The sequence below is a fragment of the Mesorhizobium sp. J428 genome, assembly GCF_024699925.1.
GTDB lineage: Bacteria > Pseudomonadota > Alphaproteobacteria > Rhizobiales > Rhizobiaceae > Mesorhizobium_A.
Window position 1 is genome coordinate 2,560,859 of the sequence record NZ_JAJOMX010000001.1, and the last position, 20,960, is coordinate 2,581,818.

General features: G+C 65.1%; 20 protein-coding genes and 1 pseudogene. 7 read left to right on the top strand and 14 right to left on the bottom strand.

The genetic code is table 11. The features are described from left to right. The first annotated feature begins 127 nt into the window (after positions 1-127). Positions 128-814: a GntR family transcriptional regulator gene (locus tag LRS09_RS12930; RefSeq protein ID WP_257807175.1), complete on the top strand. Its 687-nt coding sequence runs from the start codon at positions 128-130 to the stop codon at positions 812-814. Here LRS09_RS12930 and LRS09_RS12935 read toward each other — a convergent pair. The 8 genes from LRS09_RS12935 to LRS09_RS12970 all read right to left on the bottom strand — a co-directional run bounded on the left by LRS09_RS12935 (position 804) and on the right by LRS09_RS12970 (position 7,871). Continuing rightward, a complete protein-coding gene (locus LRS09_RS12935; RefSeq protein WP_257807176.1) occupies positions 804-1,682 on the bottom strand; it encodes a DMT family transporter in 879 nt (292 codons plus the stop codon). The genes LRS09_RS12930 and LRS09_RS12935 overlap by 11 nt on opposite strands. A 48-nt stretch (positions 1,683-1,730) precedes the next feature. Continuing rightward, entirely contained in the window at positions 1,731-2,417 is a 687-nt protein-coding gene (locus tag LRS09_RS12940; protein WP_257807177.1) for an ABC transporter ATP-binding protein, read from the bottom strand. Next, positions 2,414-3,163 (bottom strand): ABC transporter ATP-binding protein, encoded by a 750-nt coding sequence (locus tag LRS09_RS12945; RefSeq protein WP_257807178.1) that lies wholly within the window; start codon positions 3,161-3,163, stop codon positions 2,414-2,416. The genes LRS09_RS12940 and LRS09_RS12945 overlap by 4 nt, the downstream gene beginning before the upstream one ends. Then, entirely contained in the window at positions 3,156-4,124 is a 969-nt protein-coding gene (locus LRS09_RS12950; RefSeq protein WP_257807179.1) for a branched-chain amino acid ABC transporter permease, read from the bottom strand. The genes LRS09_RS12945 and LRS09_RS12950 overlap by 8 nt, the downstream gene beginning before the upstream one ends. Then, complete coding sequence (locus tag LRS09_RS12955; protein ID WP_257807180.1) at positions 4,124-5,044, bottom strand: branched-chain amino acid ABC transporter permease; 921 nt, start codon at positions 5,042-5,044, stop codon at positions 4,124-4,126. Before LRS09_RS12955 ends, LRS09_RS12950 begins: the two co-directional genes overlap by 1 nt. Then, positions 5,041-5,772: a 3-keto-5-aminohexanoate cleavage protein gene (locus LRS09_RS12960; protein WP_257807181.1), complete on the bottom strand. Its 732-nt coding sequence runs from the start codon at positions 5,770-5,772 to the stop codon at positions 5,041-5,043. Before LRS09_RS12960 ends, LRS09_RS12955 begins: the two co-directional genes overlap by 4 nt. A 23-nt stretch (positions 5,773-5,795) precedes the next feature. Then, positions 5,796-6,938, bottom strand: coding sequence for an ABC transporter substrate-binding protein (locus LRS09_RS12965; RefSeq protein WP_257807182.1), 1,143 nt, complete (start codon positions 6,936-6,938; stop codon positions 5,796-5,798). Positions 6,939-7,106: 168 nt separating this feature from the next. Further along, positions 7,107-7,871 (bottom strand): class II aldolase and adducin N-terminal domain-containing protein, encoded by a 765-nt coding sequence (locus LRS09_RS12970; protein WP_257807183.1) that lies wholly within the window; start codon positions 7,869-7,871, stop codon positions 7,107-7,109. A gap of 404 nt (positions 7,872-8,275) precedes the next feature. Here LRS09_RS12970 and polA point away from each other — a divergent pair. Continuing rightward, a pseudogene (gene polA / locus LRS09_RS12975) lies at positions 8,276-11,277 on the top strand (DNA polymerase I). A 30-nt stretch (positions 11,278-11,307) separates the two neighbouring features. Here the strand turns inward: polA and LRS09_RS12980 are convergent. The 3 genes from LRS09_RS12980 to rpe form a co-directional block, all read right to left on the bottom strand. Further along, a complete protein-coding gene (locus LRS09_RS12980; RefSeq protein WP_257807184.1) occupies positions 11,308-11,706 on the bottom strand; it encodes a Fur family transcriptional regulator in 399 nt (132 codons plus the stop codon). Positions 11,707-11,787: 81 nt separating this feature from the next. Beyond that, a complete protein-coding gene (gene gph, locus LRS09_RS12985) occupies positions 11,788-12,468 on the bottom strand; it encodes a phosphoglycolate phosphatase (protein WP_257807185.1) in 681 nt (226 codons plus the stop codon). A 59-nt stretch (positions 12,469-12,527) separates the two neighbouring features. Further along, positions 12,528-13,211, bottom strand: a complete 684-nt coding sequence (gene rpe / locus LRS09_RS12990; RefSeq protein ID WP_257807186.1) for a ribulose-phosphate 3-epimerase — start codon at positions 13,209-13,211, stop codon at positions 12,528-12,530. 168 nt (positions 13,212-13,379) lie between these two features. Between rpe and LRS09_RS12995 the strand changes: the two genes are divergently transcribed. From LRS09_RS12995 to LRS09_RS13015, 5 genes are all read left to right on the top strand, one after another. After that, complete coding sequence (locus tag LRS09_RS12995) at positions 13,380-14,018, top strand: caspase family protein (RefSeq protein ID WP_257807187.1); 639 nt, start codon at positions 13,380-13,382, stop codon at positions 14,016-14,018. Further along, complete coding sequence (locus tag LRS09_RS13000) at positions 13,966-15,555, top strand: hypothetical protein (protein ID WP_257807188.1); 1,590 nt, start codon at positions 13,966-13,968, stop codon at positions 15,553-15,555. Before LRS09_RS12995 ends, LRS09_RS13000 begins: the two co-directional genes overlap by 53 nt. Positions 15,556-15,625: 70 nt before the next feature. Then, the gene (locus tag LRS09_RS13005) at positions 15,626-15,994 is read left to right on the top strand and encodes a hypothetical protein (RefSeq protein ID WP_257807189.1); all 369 of its coding nucleotides are present in this window, start codon (positions 15,626-15,628) and stop codon (positions 15,992-15,994) included. Then, positions 15,991-16,623, top strand: coding sequence for a hypothetical protein (locus tag LRS09_RS13010; protein WP_257807190.1), 633 nt, complete (start codon positions 15,991-15,993; stop codon positions 16,621-16,623). Before LRS09_RS13005 ends, LRS09_RS13010 begins: the two co-directional genes overlap by 4 nt. After that, positions 16,620-16,841 (top strand): hypothetical protein, encoded by a 222-nt coding sequence (locus LRS09_RS13015; protein WP_085463388.1) that lies wholly within the window; start codon positions 16,620-16,622, stop codon positions 16,839-16,841. The genes LRS09_RS13010 and LRS09_RS13015 overlap by 4 nt, the downstream gene beginning before the upstream one ends. Positions 16,842-16,844: 3 nt before the next feature. Here LRS09_RS13015 and LRS09_RS13020 read toward each other — a convergent pair whose 3' ends face one another. From LRS09_RS13020 to LRS09_RS13030, 3 genes are all read right to left on the bottom strand, one after another. Continuing rightward, a complete protein-coding gene (locus LRS09_RS13020; protein ID WP_257807193.1) occupies positions 16,845-18,083 on the bottom strand; it encodes an NAD(P)/FAD-dependent oxidoreductase in 1,239 nt (412 codons plus the stop codon). A 180-nt stretch (positions 18,084-18,263) separates the two neighbouring features. Then, positions 18,264-19,109, bottom strand: a complete 846-nt coding sequence (locus LRS09_RS13025; RefSeq protein ID WP_257807195.1) for a serine protease — start codon at positions 19,107-19,109, stop codon at positions 18,264-18,266. Between the two features lie 909 nt (positions 19,110-20,018). Then, positions 20,019-20,468, bottom strand: coding sequence for a hypothetical protein (locus LRS09_RS13030; RefSeq protein WP_257807196.1), 450 nt, complete (start codon positions 20,466-20,468; stop codon positions 20,019-20,021). Positions 20,469-20,960: the final 492 nt, after the last annotated feature.

Here is a 20,960-nt window from a genome sequence, read left to right on the forward strand (position 1 = left end):
TGCGCCTTCCGGAGGGGTTTCCTACGTGGCCCGGGAATGTGATATGACGTAGCTCACTATCCGAAGCAGGGCGGGTTGCGCAATTTGAAGTCGGTTCCAGCGGTCGAAATGGTGGGTCGTTACCCGCATGTATAGTTTCCTCCAGCCGCTCGAACGAACCGGACGTGGTTCGACAACGGAGCGCGTCTACAGCGCGCTGCGCGACGCGATCGTCCATCGCCATCTGAGACCCGGCGAGTTCGTCGACAAGAACCTCGTCTGCGAGCGCCTGGGCGTATCGCGCTTCCCGGTCTCGGAGGCGCTCGGCCGGCTGGCGCGGCAGGGCTTCGTCGAAGTGCTGCCCCAGCGCGGCACGCGGGTAAGCCGCATCAGCCTGAAGGACGTTCGGCAGAACCTCCTGATCCGCAGAGCGCTCGAGGCCGAGACCGTCCGAGAACTCGCGCGCCGCAACCCGCCGCCGATGGTCCGGCTGGACGAGAATATCGCCGCGCAGCGCGCGGCACTCGCCGCAGGCGACGACGCGGCCTACTACAACCTCGATATCGAGTTCCATTCGATCCTGCAGCAGGAGTTGGGATACCCCTATGTGACGGCGACCATCGACGCCGCGCGCGCCGGCCTCGACCGGGTGCGCCGCATGCTGGGCAGCCTGCACCGGATGGAACTGACCTTCGAGGAGCATGCCGCCGTGGTGGAGGCGATCCGGGCCGGCAACAGCGAAGGCGCGGCCGACGCGATGCGCCGCCACCTCGACAATGTCGACACGCTGCTCGCGAGCTTCGCGTCCGAGAATCCCGACCTGTTCAGCCGGTAGCCGCCGCCTTGCGCGGTGCGGCACTCTTGAGATTGAGCAGGTTGCCGAACAGGATCATCGCAGCCCCGGCGACGGTCCAGGCGTCGAGCATCTCGCTGTAGAGCAGGTAACCCAGCGCGGCCGACAGCGGCACGCGCAGGAAATCCATCGGGATGACGACGGTCGCGTCGGCATAGGTCATCGCCTTCGCCATGCAGTAGTGCGAGAAGGTGCCGCAGGCGGCGATCACGACGATCCAGGCCCAGGCCTCAGCGGATGGCCAGCGCCACACCCAGAGCGCCGGCACGATGCCGATAAGGCCCTGGATGACCAGCATCCAGAACATGATCCTGACGACGCTGTCGTAGCGCGTGAGCCCTTTCACCATCGTCACCGAGATGCCGAAGCCGACGGCCATGACCAGCGCGATCAGCTGGCCGGGGGCAACCTGGTCGAGGCCGGGCCGGACGATGATGGCAACACCGAGGATGCCGAGCACGATCGAGGCGATCTTCAGCCCGCCAATCCGCTCGCCGAGGAAGAGCCCGGCGAAGATCGCGGTCCATACCGGCATGGTGAATTCGATCGAGATCAGCTGTGCCAGCGGGATCATCGTCAGTGCGAGCAGCCAGGCATACTGGGCGAAGTAGTGGACGACGTTGCGGCCGACATGCTGGCCGATGACGCTGGTGCGCATCGCGCGCAGCCCGCCGGCGGCGTGGACCAGCGGCCAGAGCAGAACGAGCCCGATGACGGCGCGCAGCTCCATGATCTGAAACACGTCGATCTCGATCGTCGCGGCCCGCCCGGCGACGCTCATCAGCAGCATCAGGGTCAGCCATCCCGCCATCCACAAGGCGGCCCTCGCGAGCGAAGGGTGTGCACTCATGCCTAAGCTTCCTTCCCTTGGCCGGTAGACCGGCCACCGCTTCCCGGTTCAGACGCCGAGATAGCGGTCCTGTAGCTCCACGGTCAGCTCGTCGGGCCGGCCGGACCATGCCGTCAGTCCCTTCTCGAGCACGACGCAACGGTCAGCGACGGGTAGCAACTCCGACATCGTCTTGTCGACGACCAGAATGGATTCTCCATTGGTCTTGAGCGAACGGATGGCGCGCCAGATGTCCTGGCGGATGACGGGCGCGAGGCCCTCGGTCGCCTCGTCGAGGATCAGAAGGCGGGGATTGGTCATCAATGCGCGGCCGATGGCGAGCATCTGCTGCTCGCCGCCGGAGAGCGTGCGGGCATACTGCCCCTCACGCTCGCCGAGGCGGGGGAAGAGCGCGGATACCGTATCGAGCGCCCACTTGCCCGGTCGGGCGGCGGCGAGCAGGTTTTCGCGCACGGTCAGGTTGGCAAAGCAACGGCGGCCCTCCGGCACGAGGCCTATCCCGAGGCGGGCGATGCGGAAGGATTTCTCGCGGATCACGTCGCGGCCAGCGAAGGAGATCGCGCCGGAGCGGTTCGGCATCAGGCCACAGACGGCGCGGATGGTGGTGGTCTTGCCCATGCCGTTGCGGCCCATCAGCGCCACGACCTCGCCCTCGCCGACCGAAAGGTCGACGCCGAACAGAGCCTGGCTGGCGCCGTAAGAGGCTTCGAGGCGCTGGACGGAGAGGAGCATCATGCGCTGTCTCCCAGATATGCCTCGCGCACGGCCGGGTTGGCGCGGATGTCAGTGACCGAGCCGCTGGCGATGATGCGGCCATAGACCAGCACCGAGATACGGTCGGCGAGCGCGAAGACGGCGTCCATGTCGTGCTCGACCAGAAGGATCGGTGCCTGGGCGCGAAGCCTGTCGAGGAATGTCGTCAGCGCGCGGGAGCCTTCCGGTCCCATCCCGGCCATCGGCTCGTCGAGCAGGAAGGCCTTCGCGCCGAGCGCAATGGCGATTGCGATTTCGAGCTGGCGGCGCTCGCCATGCGAGAGTTCCGCCGCCGGAACCGACGCGCGGGCCGACAGTCCGACGCGGTCAAGCGCAGCGCCTGCGGGGTCGAGAAGGCCGCGGTCGTGTATGACGCCGCGCACGAAGCGAAAGCTCGAGCCCTGCCGCGCCTGCACTGCCAGCATGACATTGCGCAGAGCCGAGAATTCGGGGATCAGCGACGACACCTGGAAGGTGCGACCGAGACCAAGGCGGGCGCGGGCGGCGATGCCGAGCGGCAGGATGTCCTGCCCGAGAAAGCGGATCGATCCGGCGTCGGGCTTCAGCGCTCCGGAGATTTGGTGCATCAGCGTCGTCTTCCCGGCGCCGTTGGGGCCGATCAGCGCGTGAATCTCGCCGGGCTTCAGGTCGAGGCTGACATCGTCGGTCGCCTTGAGCGCGCCGAAGCTCTTCGAGAGGTTGCGCAGTTCAAGGACCGGCTCAGCCATGGCGGGCCTTTCCGGCGATCAGGCCGACGATGCCGCCGCGGGCGAACAGCACGACGCCGAGCAGCATCAGGCCGAGGAAGAACTGCCAGCGCTCGGTGATGGATCCGAGCCAGTATTCCAGCATGACGTAGAGCATCGCACCTGCGACCGGCCCCGCGAGCCGGCCCGTGCCGCCGAGGATGATCAGCACGATCAGTTCGCCCGACATCGGCCAGGCGAGCATGGAGGGGCTGGCGAAGCGGTTGAGTTCGGCGAACATCGCACCGGCCACAGCCGTAATCATCGCCGAGAGCATGAAAGCGACGAGGCGAATCGGGAATGGCTCGATGCCGACGGCGGCCACCCTCAGCTCATTCTGCCGCGCCGCCTGGAGAGCCGCGCCGAAGCGCGAGACGCGGATGCGCCAGAAGATCAGGAGGCCGGCGAGAAGCAGACCGAAGGCGATCAGGAACAGGTCGCGCGGCACGGCGGTGTTGAGGCCGGGAAACCCATTGCGCAGCGCGATCGACAGCCCGTCCTCGCCACCGTACGCCTTCCAGGAGACGGCAAAGTAGAAGATCATCTGCGCGAAGGCCAGCGTGATCATGATGAAGTAGACGCCGGAGGTCCTGAGGCTGATCGCTCCGGTAATGGCGGCAACGAGGCCGGCGGCGAGCGCAGCGAGGAGCCAGACGAGCGGCATCGAAGCGGGAAGGTCCATGCCGAGCAACGGTTCCGCATTCATCGCATGCGTGGCGACAATGCCGGCCGCGTAACCGCCGATGCCGAAGAAAGCGGCATGGCCGAAGGAGACGAGGCCGCCAAGGCCGAGCGCGATATTGAGTCCGACCGCGGCGAGAGCGAGGATCGCCATGCGGGTGGCAAGCGTCGTGTAGAAGGGGTAGCCGAGTGCCTGCGTCGCAAAGGGAAGCGCGAGGAGGCCGGCGAGAATTGCGAGGGTGAGGAGGCGTTCGCGGGTCATTACGCCCCCGCCGCAAACAGGCCCTTGGGCCGGAGCGCCAGGATCGCCGCCATGACGATATAGATCAGCATCGATGACAGCGCGCCGCCGAGGCTCGCGGCCTGGGCGGGGCCGAGGAGGGCCGTCAGCAGTTGCGGCAGGAAGATGCGACCCATCGTGTCGACCACGCCGACCAGAAGCGCGCCAAGGAAGGCGCCCTTGATCGAGCCAATGCCACCGATGACGATGACCACGAAGGCGAGGATCAGCACCGGCTCGCCCATGCCGACCTGCACCGACTGCAGTGCGCCCACCAGCGCGCCGGCGAGGCCGGCAAGCGCGGCGCCGAGCGCAAAGACGACAGTGTAGAGCGTGCGGATGTCGACGCCGAGCGCGCCGATCATTTCGCGGTCGCTCTCGCCGGCGCGGATACGCATGCCGAGTCGGGTGCGCGAGATGAGCAGGTAGAGCCCGAACGCGACCGCGAGGCCGGCGAGGATGATCGCGAGGCGATAGAGCGGATAGTGCACGCCGCCCGGCAGCGCGACCGCACCAGTCAGCGCTGGCGGGATGTCGAGATAAAGCGGGAACGAGCCGAATAGCCAGCGCGTGCCCTCGGAAAACACTAGGATCAGCGCGAAGGTGGCAAGTACCTGGTCGAGATGGTCGCGCTCATAGAGCTTGCGGATGACGGCGACCTCGACGATCGCACCGGCCGCTGCGGCTGCCGCGAGGCTGGCGATCAGCCCGAGCCAAAACGAACCCGTCCACGCCGCGACCGTGGCGCAGGCGAAGGCTCCGACCATGTAGAGCGAGCCGTGGGCGAGATTGATCAGCCCCATGACGCCGAAGATCAGCGTCAGCCCGGCCGCCATCAGGAAAAGCATGACGCCGAGCTGCAGGCCGTTCAGGAGTTGTTCGATAATGAGAGCTGCGGTCATAGAGGTGGGACGGCCCGGATCATGATGGCGTGGGCGGCGCGCACCAGCGCAGCATTGTCGCCGGCCGGACTGTCGTCCGGTAGCACCAGCACGTCCTCATAGCCGATCCGCGTGTCGCAGCGGCGCCGTGCCGCTTCGTTGACACATGGCCAGGCGCTGCGGCCGGAGCCGTGCAGCAGGATCGGTGCGGCAATCGACCGGTTGGCGAGGATGCGCAGCACTCGATCCGCTTCGTCGAGCGCCGTCTGCGGCTCGACGTCCTGCATCTCGATCAGGATGCGCAGGGGCGGCGGCAGATCGGGCAGCGCTGTGAAACGCTCCGCGTCCGCCACCGACCAGATTCCAGCCTCGATGCCGATACCGCGCCCGGCCATCATCGCCATGATTTCGGGCGCGTCGTCCTCGTTGAGATTGATGGAGACGTAGTCGGGTAGCGCGGTCCAGCCGGCCATGTCTTCATGGCGTGCCCGTCCGCCGGGTGCGATCCAGGTGCCGGTGCTGATGCCGACGGGCATGTGGGGCACGGCGGCGCGGATCGCGGCGAGCGCCGCGGCGACATCGCCTGGCGCAAGGCTTTCGGTGCCCATGGCATTGCGCGGATGAACGTGAAGCGTTTCCGCCCCAGCATCGCGGCACGCCATGGCATCCGCCGCCAGTTCGGACGGTGTCAGGGGAACGCGCGCCGCCACAGTGCGGACGCGTCCCCCGTTGAGGCAGGCCTGAAGCATCGGGTGCGAACTGTCCCGCTGCCCTACATCTTGCACTTCTCGGCGTAGGCGTCGCCGTGGTCGGTGAAGGAGGTGCCGATGATCTTGTTGGTCAGCACGCCGTCGCCGTTCTTGTAGACCTCGCGCACATAGAAGTCCTGGATGGGGTGGTTGTTGGTGTTGAACTTGAACTTTCCGCGCACGCTGTCGAATTCGGCCGCCTTAAGCGCGGCACGGAAGGCGTCGGCGTCCTTCACGCTCGCCTTACCCTTGGCGGCGATCAGCAGGTTCGCCGTATCGTAGGCCTGCGCGGCGTAGATAGAGGGCAGGCGGTTGTATTCAGCCTTGAACGCCTCGACGAAGGCCTTGGACGCCGCATTATCGAGATCCGGGGACCAGGAGGCGGTGTTCTTCGCGCCGATCGCCGCATCGCCGATTGCCGGCAGCACGTCCTGGCTGAAGGAGAAGCCGGGACCCATGACCGGAATGCCGACGCCCGACTGCGCATACTGCTTCATGAAGGCGATGCCCATGCCGCCCGGGAGGAAGAAGAACACGGAATCGGCGCCCGAGGCGCGGATCTGCGCGATCTCGGCGGCGTAGTCGGTCTGGCCGAGTTGCGTGTAAACCTCGCCCGCCAGTTCGCCCTTGTAGTAGCGCTTGAAGCCGTTGAGCGAATCCGTGCCCGCCGGATAGTTCGGCGCCAGGATGAACATCTTCTTGATGCCCTGCTGCTGGGCATAGTTGCCGGCGGCCTCGTGGAAGTTGTCGTTCTGGTAGGCGACGTTGAAATAGTTCTGGTTGCACTTGTCGCCGGCCAACGGCGACGGGCCGGCATTGACCGAGAGGTAGAACTTGCCCTGCGCGACCGCGTTCGGAACCACTGCCATGGCGAGGTTCGACCAGATGATACCGGTCAGAACGTCGACCTGCTCGGCCTGGATCATCTTGTCGGCGATCTGCACCGCGATCTCCGGCTTCATCGCGTCATCCTCTGTGACGACGGTAATCTCGGCGTCATTTGCCTTCTTGATTGCCAGCATGAAGCCGTCGCGCGCGTCGACGCCGAGGCCGGCGCCGCCGCCCGACAGCGTGGTGATCATGCCGATCTTCAGCGGCTCGGCCATAGCCAGGCCGGACACGCCGACCGCCAGGCCGAAGGCGATCGCTGCAAGAAGCTTACCCATCTCGATACTCCCGTTGTTTCATTGTCCCGCGGCGGGGCCCCCGCTCGGTTTTTTGGTTCCACGACAGCACTTTCCACAGTTCTGCGAAAACTTCCACCTCGACATGCGGATCGGCCAACGCGTTTCCTGAAAGGGGCTGCGATGTTCGTTGCTCGCAGACTGACCGCGTCAGTCGCGGTAGGTCGAGCCTTCCTCATCGAGGATGAGCTTGAGCTGTTCGAGGTGGCGCGCGGCGGTGGCGACCGGGTAGGCGTCCATCTGGCTGGCGACTGTCTCGGCCACCTCGTCGGACAGGAAGCGCAGCGGTCGACCCGTCCACAACGCCTTGACGTAGTTTTCGCAGGCGCGCTCGAAATAGTAGAGTCGGTCGAATGTGTCGGCGACGGTCTCGCCGATGATGAGCAGGCCGTGATTGCCCATCACCATGATCTTGACCTTCGGATCGGTGAAGAGCTTCGCGCAACGCGTACCTTCCTCTTCGAAGGCAAGGCCGCCATATCCTTCATCGATCACGACGCGATTGTGGAACATGGCGGAGTTCTGGTCGACCGCCGGCAGGCGCGAATCCGCCAGCGAGGCGAGCACTGTGGCGTACCGCGAATGGACGTGCATGGCGCATCGCGCATGTGGCACGAGCCGATGCAGCGATCCGTGCAGGCCCCAGGCGGTCGGGTCCGGCGCGTCGGGGCGCTCCATGGTGCGCGGATCGTTGGCGTCGACCAGAACGAGGTCGCTGGCGCGCACCCGGCTGAAATGCACCATGTTGGGATTGATGAGGAACTGCGTGCCGTCGTCGTTGACGGCGAGCGAGAAATGATTGGCAACCGCCTCGTGCATGTCGAGACGCGCCGTCCAGCGGAGCGCCGCGGCAAGATCGACGCGCTGGTCGACATGGGTGATGTTGGAACCGATACGGCGCGCGGCGACATTCATGGGCTGGGCTCCTGCGAGGCCGCAGCATGCACCGGCGCGGGATCCGGGACAACAGCAACGATCTTCCGGGCCGTACCCCTGAAACGAAAATGGCCGCCACGGTGGAGGGGGGTTCCGTGGCGGCCTTACTCGAAACGATGCGGCAGCCCGGAGAGGGGGGATGAGGCTGCCGCAGTGTCCGGTATAGGCGGGGGACGGGCCTTCAACCGAACTCGGCGTTAATTGCCGATGACCGTGATTTGGGTCCCTGAACGTGGCGATTCAAGGGCGTCAAGATTACATCTTTGTAACGAAGGCGTGAGGAACAAAGGCATCTGCCGCACCCTGTCAGGTCCTGACAGCTACACGCGTTTCGCGCGGCTTTCCGATAGACCCTGCGAGCCCGCCGCGCTATCCCTTCCGGCATGAAAAAAGGCGATCACCTCTTCCTCGTTGACGGCTCGGGCTACATCTTCCGCGCCTATCACGCGCTGCCGCCGCTTACCCGCAAGTCGGACGGGCTGCCGGTTGGGGCGGTCTCCGGCTTTTGCAACATGCTGTGGAAGCTGATGCAGGACGCGCGCAACACCGACGTCGGCGTCACGCCCACCCATCTCGCCGTCATCTTTGACTATTCGTCGAAGACGTTCCGCAACGAGCTCTATTCCGACTACAAGGCCAACCGCTCCGCGCCGCCGGAGGATCTGGTGCCGCAGTTCGGGCTGATCCGACAGGCGACGAAGGCCTTTGACCTGCCCTGCATCGAGATGGAGGGGTTCGAGGCCGACGACCTGATCGCGACCTACTGCCGGCTGGCGCGGGAGGCAGGCGCAGATGCCACGATCATCTCATCCGACAAGGACCTGATGCAACTCGTCGGTCCGGCGGTTTCGATGTACGACCCGATGAAGGACAAGGAGATCAATGTTCCCGAGGTGATCGAGAAGTGGGGCGTGCCGCCGGAAAAGATGATCGACCTGCAGGCGCTGACGGGCGATTCCATCGACAACGTGCCGGGCGTGCCGGGTATCGGGCCGAAGACGGCCGCACTTCTGCTCGAACAGTTCGGCGATCTCGATACGCTGCTGGCTCGTGCCGGCGAGATCAAGCAGGAGAAGCGGCGCGAGGCAATCATCGCCAATGCCGAGAAGGCGCGCATCTCGCGCCTGCTGGTAACGCTGAAGGACGACGTGCCGAATGTCGAGCCCCTGGACGATTTCGTACTGCAGCCGCCGAACGGGCCGAAGCTGATCGCCTTCCTCAAGGCGCTTGAGTTCACTACCCTCACTCGTCGTGTGGCCGAGGCGAGCGGGACGGAAGCCGCTGAGGTTGAGCCGGCCGTCGTGAAGGTGGAGTTCGGCGACGCGGCGCACGGACCGGATGTGGGGTCGGGCGGTAGATCCCCCTCTGCCCTGCCGGCCATCTCCCCCTCAGGGGGGGAGATTGGACAATCGCAAACGTCGAAGCTGCCGATCTCCCCCTTGAGGGGGAGATGCCCGGCAGGGCAGAGGGGGGGGCCAAACACCCCGTCCGCCCTCGCCGCCTCGCGCGCACAGATCGCCACCTCCACAGCGTTCGACGTCAAGTCCTATACGTGCATCCGCGACATCGCCGAGCTCTACCGCTGGATGGACGAGGCGCGCGAGGCCGGCGTCGTTGCCTTCGACACCGAGACCACTTCGCTCGATCCGATGCAGGCGGAGCTGTGCGGTTTCTCGATCGCCACCGCGCCCGGACGCGCGGCCTATGTGCCGGTCGGCCACAAGAGCGGTGTCGGCGATCTGCTCGGCGGCGGGCTGGTGGAGAACCAGATCCCGATCCGCGACGCTCTCGCCGCGCTGAAGCCGCTGCTGGAAGATCCGTCGGTCCTGAAGGTCGCGCAGAACCTGAAATACGACCTGGTGGTGATGAACCGCCACGGCATCGACGTGCGCCCCTACGACGACACGATGCTGCTGTCCTACGTGGTCGATGGCGGCGCATCGACCAGCCACGGCATGGACGCGCTGTCGGAGAAGTGGCTCGGCCACAAGCCGATTGCCTTCAAGGACGTCAGCGGCTCCGGCAAGTCTTTCGTCACCTTCGACATGGTCGACCTCGATCGGGCCACCTGCTACGCGGCCGAGGACGCGGATGTGACGCTGAGGCTCTGGTTGGTCCTGAAGCCGCGGCTGGTCGCGAAAGGCTTGGTCTCGGTCTACGAGCGGCTGGAGCGTCCGCTGGTGCCGGTGCTGTCGAACATGGAACAGCGCGGCATTTCGATCGACCGGCAGATCCTGTCGCGCCTTTCCGGCGAACTAGCGCAGAACGCCGCCCGCATCGAGGACGAGATCTACGCACTGGTCGGCGAGCGCATCAACATCGGCTCGCCCAAGCAGCTCGGCGACATCCTGTTCGGCCGGATGGGCCTGCCGGGAGGCTCGAAGACCAAGACCGGCCAGTGGTCGACCTCGGCGCAGCTTCTCGAAGACCTTGCGGCCGAGGGCCACGAACTGCCGCGCAAGATTGTCGACTGGCGCCAGCTCACCAAGCTGAAGTCGACCTATACCGACGCGCTGCCGGGCTTCGTGAACCCGGAGACCGGCCGCGTGCACACCTCCTACGCGCTCGCGTCGACGACGACAGGGCGGTTGTCATCGTCCGACCCCAACCTGCAGAACATCCCGGTCCGCACCGCCGAAGGCCGGAAGATCCGCACCGCCTTCGTCGCCGAGCCTGGCCACAGACTGATCTCGGCCGATTACAGCCAGATCGAGCTGCGCGTGCTGGCGCATGTCGCCGACATTCCGCAATTGAAGAAGGCCTTTTCCGAAGGCGCCGACATCCATGCGATCACGGCCTCGGAGATGTTCAACGTGCCTGTGGCGGGCATGCCGTCAGAAATCCGTCGCCGCGCCAAGGCGATCAATTTCGGCATCATCTACGGCATTTCGGCCTTCGGGCTGGCCAACCAGCTGTCGATCCCGCGCGAGGAGGCGTCGGACTACATCAAGCGCTACTTCGAGCGCTTCCCCGGGATCCGCGACTATATCGAGGAAACCAAGGAGTTCGCGCGCCGCGAGGGCTATGTCGAGACGATCTTCGGCCGACGCATCCACTATCCGGAGATCAGGTCGCCGAATCCGTCGGACGTGCGTTCAACGAGCGCGCCTCTACCAATGCGCGGCTGCAGGGCACGGCGGCCGACATCATACGGCGCGCCATGATCCGCATGGACGCAGCACTCGTTGCCGCCGAACTCGATGCGGTGCGTATGCTTCTGCAGGTGCACGACGAACTGATCTTCGAGGCGCGCGAGGAAGACGTCGAGCAGGCGATCCCGGTGATCCGCGAAGTGATGGAGAATGCAGCGATGCCGGCTGTGTCGATGTCGGTGCCGCTCAGCGTCGACGCACGCGCCGCGCACAACTGGGACGAGGCGCACTGACGGCGCCTCGATCGTGGCCGGCCGGTCCGCTCAGGCGGAGGCGCACTTTCCGCAGGTGCCGCGCAGTTCGATGGCGGCCTTGCTCGCTCTGAAGCCTGTCGCCTGCGCCCAGGCTTCCAGACGTTCGGACACGATCGGATCGGTGAATTCCGTCACCTGGCCGCATGTTTCGCAGATGGCGAAGCCGGTGATGCCGTGGTCGTGGTGATGGTGGCCGTGGCATGCGACGAAGGAATTGATGCTCTCCAGCCGGTGCACCAGCCCGCTCTTCATCAGCGTGTCGAGCGCGCGGTAGACCTGCAGCGGCGCACGGAAGCCGTCGTCGCGAAGCTGGTCGAGCAGGGCATAGGCACTGAGCGGGCCTTCGGACTTTTCGAGCCGGTCGAGCACGAGGGTCTGGTTTCGCGTGAGGTCTGTCCTGGTCGCCATGTTGCCTTCAACCATTCCGCGCGCGGTTTGTGAAGCGCGATGGCGCAAATATGGGGGCTCTGCCCGAGGAAGCCAAGTCGTTCAGGCTGGCCGCATGGCCGCAAGCGTCGCGGGAAGGTCGGCAAGGCGGCCGATGACGATGTCGGCGCCGATCTCGTCGACGGGCACGGAGGTGTAGCCGCCGCGCAATGCGATCACCGGAATGCCCGCCGCGCGCGCGGAGCCGACATCCGCGACGCTGTCTCCAACCAGGATGGCGTCCTCCGGCCTGAGGCCCAGCCGTTCGAGCGCGGCGAAGATCATGTCGGGCGCGGGCTTCTTCTCGACGCCCGAATCGCCGCCGATCACGGCATCGAGGTAGGGAGACAACCCGAAATGATCAAGGATCGCCTCGGTGGGCATCTGCGGCTTGTTGGTGACGACGCCCATAAGCACGCCCTGCGCATGGAGCTCCTCGACGATTTCACGCGCGCCCGGCGTCAGCACGGTGAGCACGGTTAGGTGGTCGGCGTAGATGCCGATCATCGCCTCGTATGCGAGATCGAGCTCGTCGGCGTCGAGCGGATGGCCGACCGCGATGAAGGCGCGCTCGACCAGTTTCTTCACCCCGTTGCCGATCATCGACACAACCTCGAGGAGCGACAGCGGCCCGAGCCCGCGGCGCATCAGCAGGATGTTGATCGATGCGTGCAGGTCGGGCGCCGAATCGATCAGCGTTCCGTCGAGGTCGAACAGGACCGCCCGCGGCCAGGTCTCGCTCAAATCACGTGTCTCCAAGGCTGATCGAATGGTTCGATCTTGACCCGCTTTGCGGCGATTTTCTAGGCCGCGCGCCTCATCGCACCATCCGACGCGGTGCGGATAGCCTCGATATTGGCGCGGTAGGAGGCTTCGGAGCCGCCCTTGAAGACGGCGGAGCCGGCGACCAGCACGTTCGCGCCGGCAGCAGCAACCAGAGGCGCGGTCTCGGGCGTGATGCCGCCGTCGATCTGGATATCGATCGGCCGATCGCCGATCAGCGCCTTCACGCGCTTCACCTTCTCGACCACGGACGGGATGAAGGCCTGGCCGCCGAAGCCGGGATTGACCGTCATTAGTAGAACGAGATCGAGCCGGTCGAGCACGTATTCGATGACGCTCTCGGGCGTGGAGGGATTGAGCGACACGCCGGCCTTTTTGCCAAGATTGCGGATCGCCTGCAGCGAGCGGTCGAGATGCGGCCCGGCCTCGGCATGGACCGTAATGACATCGCAGCCCGCCTCGGCGAAGGCGGCGAGGTACGGATCGGCAGGCGTGATCATCAGGTGGCAGTCGAACACCTTGTCCGTGCGGTTGCGGATCGCCTTGATGACCGGCGGGCCGAAGGTGATATTCGGCACGAAATGGCCGTCCATCACGTCGAGATGGATCCAGTCCGCGCCGGCGCGCACGATCGCCTCGACCTCGTCGCCGAGCTTCGAGAAATCCGCCGAGAGAACCGACGGCGCGATGATGGTACGGCTCATGCGTCCTGCCTCGCTATGGTCATGGTGGGAGACGTTTGCCCATGCGGCGGGCGACGGGTCAAGGCGTTTCTGTCGTCACGAGCAACCTGTACCGGTTCAAAAATCGGCCTCAATCTGCCATGAACCTTCCCTTACGGCCGGTGCGCCGCTTGGGCTTGGGAGAGACGAATGGTTTTGAGACGCGCGGGCAGCCTGCTTGCGGCCGTCGCGTTCGGCGCATTGTGCGTTGGATCGCTGGAGGCCGGAGCGCGGACCAACAGGGCGCTGCTCGTCGGCGTTTCGGAATATCCGAACCTGCCGAAGGGCGACTGGCTGGAAGGACCGAAGAACGATGCCGGGCTGGTGCGCGACTATCTCGTCGGCAATCCGACAGCGCCCTTCGCGGCGGCTGACGTGATCGTACTCGCCAGCAACACCGAGGGCGCGGAAGTGCCGACGCGCGTTGCGATCCTGAAAGGCCTCGCGGACCTGGCGGCGAAGGCTGAGGCCGGCGACTTCGTCTACATCCAGTTCTCCGGGCACGGCTCACAGCAACCGGCGGTCGACCCGTCGACGGAGATCGACGGCAAGGACGAGATCTTCCTCGCGGCGGATGTCGCCAAGATCGATCCGGCGACGAAGCAGGTACCCGAACGCAATCCTCGACGACGAGATCGGTGCAGCGCTCGACGCCATCCGCGACAAGGGCGCCTTCGTCTGGGTCGTATTCGATGCGTGCCACTCCGGCACGGCAACGCGCGCGGCGGGGCTCGGCGTGGAGGAAAAGGAGCGCAAGATCTCGCCGGAATCGCTCGGCTTCACGCCTGAGATGATGGCCGAGGCGCGCGGCGAGGCGACGCGTGGGATGGGAGGCGACGCGGAGCGCGAAAATGCGCTTGGGCTTTCGGGTGAAGACCAGGGCGCGGGCGGCACCGAACGCGGCGGTATGGTCGCCTTCTTCGCCGCACAGACGGTGGAGACAACGCCGGAGTTTCCGCAGCCGGTCACCGATCCGTCAGGCAAGATCTTCGGCCTGTTCACCTATACGCTGATGTCGAAGCTGGCCGAGAATCCGCAGGTCACCTACCGCCAGCTCAGCCAGAGCATCCTGCAGGCCTATTCCGGGCTAAACCGAACCAAGCCGACGCCGCTGTTCGAGGGTGATCTCGACGCGCCGGTGTTCGGTATGGAGCCTGGCGACGCCGTGCTGCAATGGAAGGTGGCGATGAAGGACGGCGTTGTCGCCCTGGCGGCCGGCATGCTGCATCGGGTCGAGCCCGGCACGAAGCTCGCCGTGTTGAAATCGCCGCTCGACTCGATAGACGACGCGATCGGCTACCTGGAGGTGCGCTCGGCGACCAACCTGACGAGCCAGGCCCTGCCGGCGGCCTTTGCCGGCCATTCCGCGCTGCGTATGGAAGAGATCCCTGACGGGGCCTATGCGCGGATCGCCGAGATGGCGGTCAACTTCGAGCTCGCGGTCGCGAAGGCGCCGGATGCGGACGGACTGTCCGAGGATGTCGCGCGCGCCAACGCGGCGCTGGAGGCGATCGCGGCGGACGGCAAGACGCCGCTGAAGCTGCGCGTGGTCGAACCGGGGGCTCCGGCCGACATACGCTTCGCGGTGATGCGCGAGAGCGACTTGCCCGGCGCCGCTGCCGGGGCGTCGACGGAGGCGGCACTCTGGCTGCTGCCGCCCTCGGGAGAGATCAGCCTGGAGACGGGCCGCCGTCCGCCGTCGATGTTCACGTCGGACGCGGAGAAGCTGGGCGCGAAACTTTCCGACGATCTTGTCGTAATCTCGCGGGCAATGAACCTGTCGCGTCTTGCGGGCGCGTCCGACTTCCGCCGCGGCGATGTCAGCGTCACCTTCTCCATCCAGCGTGCGAACGAGGAAGAGCTTACACCGATCGAGGCCGGCAACGTGCCGGTGCTGCATCCGGGCGATTCGATCTTTGTCTCGGCGAAGAACGAGTCCCGCAAGCCGGTCGATCTCAACGTGCTCTATGTCGGCAGCGACTACACGATCAGCTCGGCGGAAGCGCCGATCCGCCTGCATGAGCGGGATGAACTGCCGGACACCGGCCTCTTCACCGTGTCGGAGGGAAGCTTCGGCAACGAGCGGCTGATCGCGGTGCTGAGCGAGGCGGAGCAGCAGTCGTCCACGCTCGACCTCGGCTATCTTGCGCAGAAGGGCGTGCGGCAGGCGACGCGCTCCGCCGCTGCGCCCGAAGGCTTCGCAGGCCTGCTGGACGACATCGCGAAGGCGCCGGCGACGCGCGACGTCAAGCGGTTCCTGGACAAGCGCGGCTCCAAGGGCGCGGTGCTCGTCTTCCCGATGGAGACCAGCCCGGCCGCAAACTAGCCGGCTTCCTCTTGAAGCAAACCGCGTCTATGGGATCATGACCGGGCAACGGCCCGAGGCGAGGCACGACATGACAGGCATCAGGCATCTCGCATTGGCGACAGCGGCCGCGACGGTCGCCTTCGTTCCGGCGGCTCGGGCGGATTGCGTGATCTGCGCCAACTCGATCGTCATGAATGAGGACCTCGCGGACTGCTTCCTGCAGAAATACGCCGATCCGGCGTCGATCAGCGGCGACACGGTGGCGGTCGACCTCAGCCGCTGCGAGAAGAGCCGCAGCGTTGTGCTCGCTTTGCCGGAGCCGAAGGCGGCCATCGAGGAACCGGACATCAAGTTCCTCCTGTCGCGCGGCCAGGTCGAGTGCCTGAAGGACAAGCTGCAGTCGGACGAAATCGACCTCGATCCGTCGGCGCGCATCGATCTGGACACGTGCCGATGAAGAAGCCGGCGAAGCTGCCGGATACCGGCACCGGCATACCGATGCCGAACACGCAGGAGCCCAAGGACGAGCCGAATCCGTTCAAGGCGACAGACTGGCGTCTGTTCCTGTTCGCTTGGAGCGGGTTTGCGCTCCGGGTGCTCTTGTGCGTCGGCGCCGTCTTTTCGGCCGTTCAGTTCCTGCAATCGCGCCAGGACAAGCGGGTCGAGCGAACGCTGGCGCTGGTCGAGCTGTGGGAGAAGCCCGAATACCAGGAAGCACAGAGCGCCCTGAAACGGCGGCTCGGCGAGCTGAACCGGCAATCCGCCAGCCTCGTGACGCCCCAGACCTCGCCGGACCAGATGGACATCATCATGGCGAGCATCGGCACAAAGGCGATGACCGACGAGGGCGGAACAATGCCGCTCGCCGAGTTTCAGGACCGTTTCGACCGGATCGTCTACTTCCTGAGCCGGCTCGCCTCCTGCGTGAACACCAAGCTCTGCGATCGCGCGGTGGCGGACGAGTTCTTCCTCGATTATGCGCGGTCGTTCTGGCGCTTCTTCTCGACCCATATCGAGCGCGAGCGAAAGGCAGGCATCGCCAACCTCGCCGTCGGGATCGAGGCCTATCTCAAGGCGCCGCGATGAGGCTGCTCGACACCGACCACCCGTTTTTCCGGCCGCTGTGGATCCGCATCGCGACCTTCGGCTTCACCGCCGGCTGGGCGCTCTTCGAACTGTGGAGCGGCGCGTTCCTTTGGGCCTGCGTGGTGGGTGCGCTGGCGCTGATGTCGTTCCACGGCTTCTTCATCGACTTCAATCCGGACCGGCACCAGCTCAGCCGGAAGGACGACGAAGCCTCCTGAGGCTTACCCGCGCCCCGCGCCGGCTTTCATCAGGGCGGCGAGGTCGAAGCCGGAGGCCTGCACGGTTTCCAGGGTCAGCGGCGACGGCTGGCTGAGCAGCCGGCGCGCCGCCATGTGGTCGCCGGGCACGTTGACCGTTTCCACGCCGATCAGTTCGCCGCGGCGGAAGCACTGGACGGAAAGCTTGCCGTCGGCGACACCGCCGCGGATTTCGTGATGATCGGCGCCTGCCGTCAGTCCGGCGATCTGGAGCTTGTGCGGTCCCTGGTCGCTCCAGAACCAGGGCAGTTTGTCGTAGCGCTCGGGGTGGCCGACGAGGCGCCGCGACAAGCACTTCGCCTGGTCGATGGCGTTCTGGACGGATTCGAGACGGATCTGCAGGCCCTCTTGGCCGAAGGGGAAGGAGGCGCAGTCGCCGATCGCGGAGATGGCGGGGTCTTCGGTGGCGAGCAGGTCGTCGACGCGGACACCGTCATGCACGTAGAGGCCGGCGGCTTCGGCGATTTCCGCATTCGGGATGACACCGGCTGAGACGAGGACGAGGTCCGCCGGGATCCGCTCGCCCTCGGCGGTTTCGACGCCCCCCGCCTTGCCTGTTCCGTCGTCAACAATCGCGCGGGCGAGCGAGTTGAGCCGCACGTCGACGCCGCTTGCTGCATGGACGGCATGGAAATACTCCGAGACCGGCGGCGAGACGACGCGCGACATCAGCCGCGCTGTCGCTTCGAGAACGGTGACATGCAGCCCGGCCGCGCGCGCGGTCGCCGCGACCTCGAGGCCAATGAAGCCGCCGCCGACCACGACCAGGCGTGAGGCCCCGGCGAGCCGTTCGCGCAGGTTCTCGGCATCGGCCAGCGTGCGCAGGCCGACGACATTGTCGAGGTCGATCCCCGGCAGCGGCAGACGGCGATTGCGCGTGCCGGTGGCGAGGACGAGATGGCCATAGGCGACGGTGCGACCGTCCGAGATCGTGACGGTCCGGTCGGCGCGATCGATCGAGGTGACGGTGCGGCCGTCCTCGAGGCCGATCCTGTTCTTCTCGAAGAAATCGGCGTTGCGGAAGAGCAGCCGGTCCGGATTCGGGTCCTTGATGTATCCCTTGGAGAGCGGTGGTCGCTGGTAGGGCAGGCCCGGTTCTTCGCCGATGATGAGGATTTCGCCTTCGAACCCGTCCTGGCGCAGGCTCGCAGCAGTCTGGAAGCCGGCCTGGCCGCTGCCGGCGATGAGAATTCTGTCGATCATGGTTCAGTCCGAGAAAGCGGGACCGGGCGTCCCTGGGCAGACGCGAGATGAACCATAATCGGAAGAGAAAGCCAATCTCTCCGGTGAGATCGGCAGTCCGAAGGTCCGGACTCTCATGTTCCGCAAAACAGACGGCCCCCGGACGAACCGGGGGCCGCAACGATTGACGTGCCGATCAGGTCAGCAATAAGCCGGCGCGCCGGTGCAGGTGTAGTTGACCATGAAGCCGATATTGCCGGCGCCGTAGCTGCCATATGCCGCATTTGGAAACTCAGCGTTTTGGCCGAACCAGGATGCACCCTGGACGTTGATGCCGACCGAGGTATAGCCCCAACTCGTCACGCCGACGACCACGTTGCGAACCGCTGCGTTGCCGAGCGAGGCGCTGCCGGTCACGACAGGAGCCGTGCCGAAGTTCACCAGCCACGGGCCACCCGAGGAACCGCCGGTCATGGCGGAGCCGAGCTGGGTGTTCTTCAGGAGCTTGCCGTTGGAGCCAGTCAGGGCGATGTATTTGCCATAGGAGTCGCCGCGCAACATCTGGTAGCCGTTGTCGATCGCGACCGGATAGCCGATCTGGGTGATCTGGGCGACCGTCGCGTTGCCGAAGACCGGCGTCGCAAGATAGCTGTAGCCGTTCCAGCCGTAGCCATACCAGCCACCCATCGTCGTGCCCGCATAAACGCCACCCTTGGGTGCGAGTCTAACGGTGGCGATGTCATTGTTGCACACGACGCCGGTGGCGCCGGACTGACAAGTATCCGTGCCATTGTAGTAGACGGTTGGGATGTTCCAGTTAACGCCGCTATAATAGCCCCAAGGGCCGCCTGTGGAGGTATAGTTTGCCGGATACCATCGGACTTCGTTAGCCCAGCCTGCGGCGCCTCGCCCATAGTTATGCACGCAATGCGCGGCGGTGATCAGCACACCTTTCTTAATAAGTGAAGCGGTGCAGACATACCAGCTTGAGCCGAATCGCATCCAGAGCTTGCCGGAGAAGCGGTAGGGACGACTTGCGACAGGCACCAGTGCGCCGTTTCCGGTGCTGAACGGAGCGCCCGTCACTGCTACGCGGGCTATGGTATAGGGCCATTTGTATGACGAATTCAGGCCGTATGCGTTGCTGCCGACGCCGGTATCTCCGGTGGCGCTAGCTTTTTCATCGAGCGCGGGTGTGCCGCCCGTCGAAAGATAAGTGCGACGTTGGGCGTGGTTGTTGGCAGGCGGCTCAGACCAGGGCCGACCGGTCCCGATGCCGATGCAGGGCCTGATGGCCCACCGGTGACCGCTGCTGCTCCACGACCAAGCTGGGCGCTGCCCATCTCCACAAGCGCCAGCGTGATGCCAAGTGTGATCGATGTGAGCTTGGCTGCTTTCAGCAAGCTAGACATGATGTCCTCCAAAGGGTTCGACTTGATTCCGGCGCGGAGAATACTCCCGCCAATGGCTTACGCAAGGGAAATTTATGGTAAGAAATCGTCGAAAACTGTGTTTTTTCTCACATAGGAGGAAATAAATAGTCGTCGAACTGTGACATGTTTCACAAAGCGTTTGTATGAAAACTTTCCAGTACCGGGTTAGTTTAAGAGTTGTTTAGGTTTCTAAAAAGGATCAGCATACACGGCTATGCCTTCCCCAGCGTAAAGCAAGCATAAACCAGATCGGTCCGGGTCCGGAGCTTTCTCCACTACGATTCCGAATGATCCGATTCTGAATGATGTATTGGTGGAAATTCGCGTCCTGTTATCCCCTGAAGCCCGAGATACTTAAGACAAAAGGCCGGTCAACACGATCTTGGCTCGAGGCGTCGATATTATTCGCACGAGAACTGATTTACTGCCCACGAGGACGGACAAGCGCGCTTGTCCTCCCCGTTCAAGGGAAGGCCAGGCTTACATCTGATGACACTGCGACAAGGGGAAGAGCAGGCGGTTTTCAGGAGGTGTCACGCAGCTCCACCGGCGCGACGCGCGCGTTAGCCGAGTGCTGAAGGCCGGCGCGGTACAGCCCACCCTCATTGCCAGCCTCGTCGGAGGCCTGCCCTTGGTGCAGGAACGACAGACGGCGCAGGTGCGCGGCCATGGCCTGCATATAGAGCCCGAATGCCCTGAGTGAATCGGCAATATCCTCGGCATCGAAGGGATTGCTGCCGAAACCGGCCGGCATCGGAACGGACGTCCAGGTGCCGCGTGCGGAGCTCCGGAGCGAGCCTTCGACGTAGCCCCTGAGCAGTTCATTGGCCTGCCAGGCGGCCCACAGCACGCACCAGCGGACCCAGAACGAGCGGCCGGCGGCCTGTTCGGCCATGTCGGCGAGCGAGAACAGGCGCATGACGATCCTCGCCTTTAACGCCTGTTCCCTCCCTGCCTTCGCCCTCCAGCCCATCGCCGGCTCCTTTCATCGCAGCCAGTGTCGGGCATGTCTGGAAGGGCGGGGATGAAAAAAGTTGGCAGTTATGAGAATCTCGAAGCTGGGCAAGAGGTTGGAGAGGGAGGGAGTGAAAATCGATCCATCGGATGGACCTCTCAGGACTGACCGATCGGGCTCCCCTAAAGACACCGCACACCGTCCGCGATCGTCATCCCGGCGACCGGAGGTCAGCCGGGATCGATTGACCTTGGCGGGTTGGCGCTGCCCTTTTCTTGCGACCGTGGGATGTTTTCAGCGCGTAACCGGAGAGAGGAATGGATCCCGGGTCGCCTCCGGCGCCCGGGATGACGGTCGCGCAGGAGGAATCGCGCGGAGCGGGCGAGACGGATGGCTCGTCCCTGCAAGGGACCCACACGAAACGTGGCGGAAGGGGTGCGTATTGCAATCGCCCTTTGGGCGACCGCGCTTCACCGTTCGAGCCCTTTCATCGTGCCACCGGCACGATGA

What these genes read in the sequence shown, in the direction of transcription:
- LRS09_RS12950 (WP_257807179.1), bottom strand. Translation starts at nt 4,124, where the DNA reads ATGACCCGCGAACGCCTCCTCACCCTCGCAATTCTCGCCGGCCTCCTC.
- LRS09_RS12995 (WP_257807187.1), top strand. Translation starts at nt 13,380, where the DNA reads ATGGTTTTGAGACGCGCGGGCAGCCTGCTTGCGGCCGTCGCGTTCGGC.
- LRS09_RS13030 (WP_257807196.1), bottom strand. Translation starts at nt 20,468, where the DNA reads ATGGGCTGGAGGGCGAAGGCAGGGAGGGAACAGGCGTTAAAGGCGAGG.
- LRS09_RS12940 (WP_257807177.1), bottom strand. Translation starts at nt 2,417, where the DNA reads ATGATGCTCCTCTCCGTCCAGCGCCTCGAAGCCTCTTACGGCGCCAGC.
- LRS09_RS12935 (WP_257807176.1), bottom strand. Translation starts at nt 1,682, where the DNA reads ATGAGTGCACACCCTTCGCTCGCGAGGGCCGCCTTGTGGATGGCGGGA.
- LRS09_RS13010 (WP_257807190.1), top strand. Translation starts at nt 15,991, where the DNA reads ATGAAGAAGCCGGCGAAGCTGCCGGATACCGGCACCGGCATACCGATG.
- LRS09_RS12930 (WP_257807175.1), top strand. Translation starts at nt 128, where the DNA reads ATGTATAGTTTCCTCCAGCCGCTCGAACGAACCGGACGTGGTTCGACA.
- LRS09_RS12970 (WP_257807183.1), bottom strand. Translation starts at nt 7,871, where the DNA reads ATGAATGTCGCCGCGCGCCGTATCGGTTCCAACATCACCCATGTCGAC.
- LRS09_RS13005 (WP_257807189.1), top strand. Translation starts at nt 15,626, where the DNA reads ATGACAGGCATCAGGCATCTCGCATTGGCGACAGCGGCCGCGACGGTC.
- LRS09_RS12955 (WP_257807180.1), bottom strand. Translation starts at nt 5,044, where the DNA reads ATGACCGCAGCTCTCATTATCGAACAACTCCTGAACGGCCTGCAGCTC.
- LRS09_RS13015 (WP_085463388.1), top strand. Translation starts at nt 16,620, where the DNA reads ATGAGGCTGCTCGACACCGACCACCCGTTTTTCCGGCCGCTGTGGATC.
- LRS09_RS12960 (WP_257807181.1), bottom strand. Translation starts at nt 5,772, where the DNA reads ATGCTTCAGGCCTGCCTCAACGGGGGACGCGTCCGCACTGTGGCGGCG.
- LRS09_RS12945 (WP_257807178.1), bottom strand. Translation starts at nt 3,163, where the DNA reads ATGGCTGAGCCGGTCCTTGAACTGCGCAACCTCTCGAAGAGCTTCGGC.
- LRS09_RS12965 (WP_257807182.1), bottom strand. Translation starts at nt 6,938, where the DNA reads ATGGGTAAGCTTCTTGCAGCGATCGCCTTCGGCCTGGCGGTCGGCGTG.
- LRS09_RS12980 (WP_257807184.1), bottom strand. Translation starts at nt 11,706, where the DNA reads ATGGCGACCAGGACAGACCTCACGCGAAACCAGACCCTCGTGCTCGAC.
- rpe (WP_257807186.1), bottom strand. Translation starts at nt 13,211, where the DNA reads ATGAGCCGTACCATCATCGCGCCGTCGGTTCTCTCGGCGGATTTCTCG.
- LRS09_RS13020 (WP_257807193.1), bottom strand. Translation starts at nt 18,083, where the DNA reads ATGATCGACAGAATTCTCATCGCCGGCAGCGGCCAGGCCGGCTTCCAG.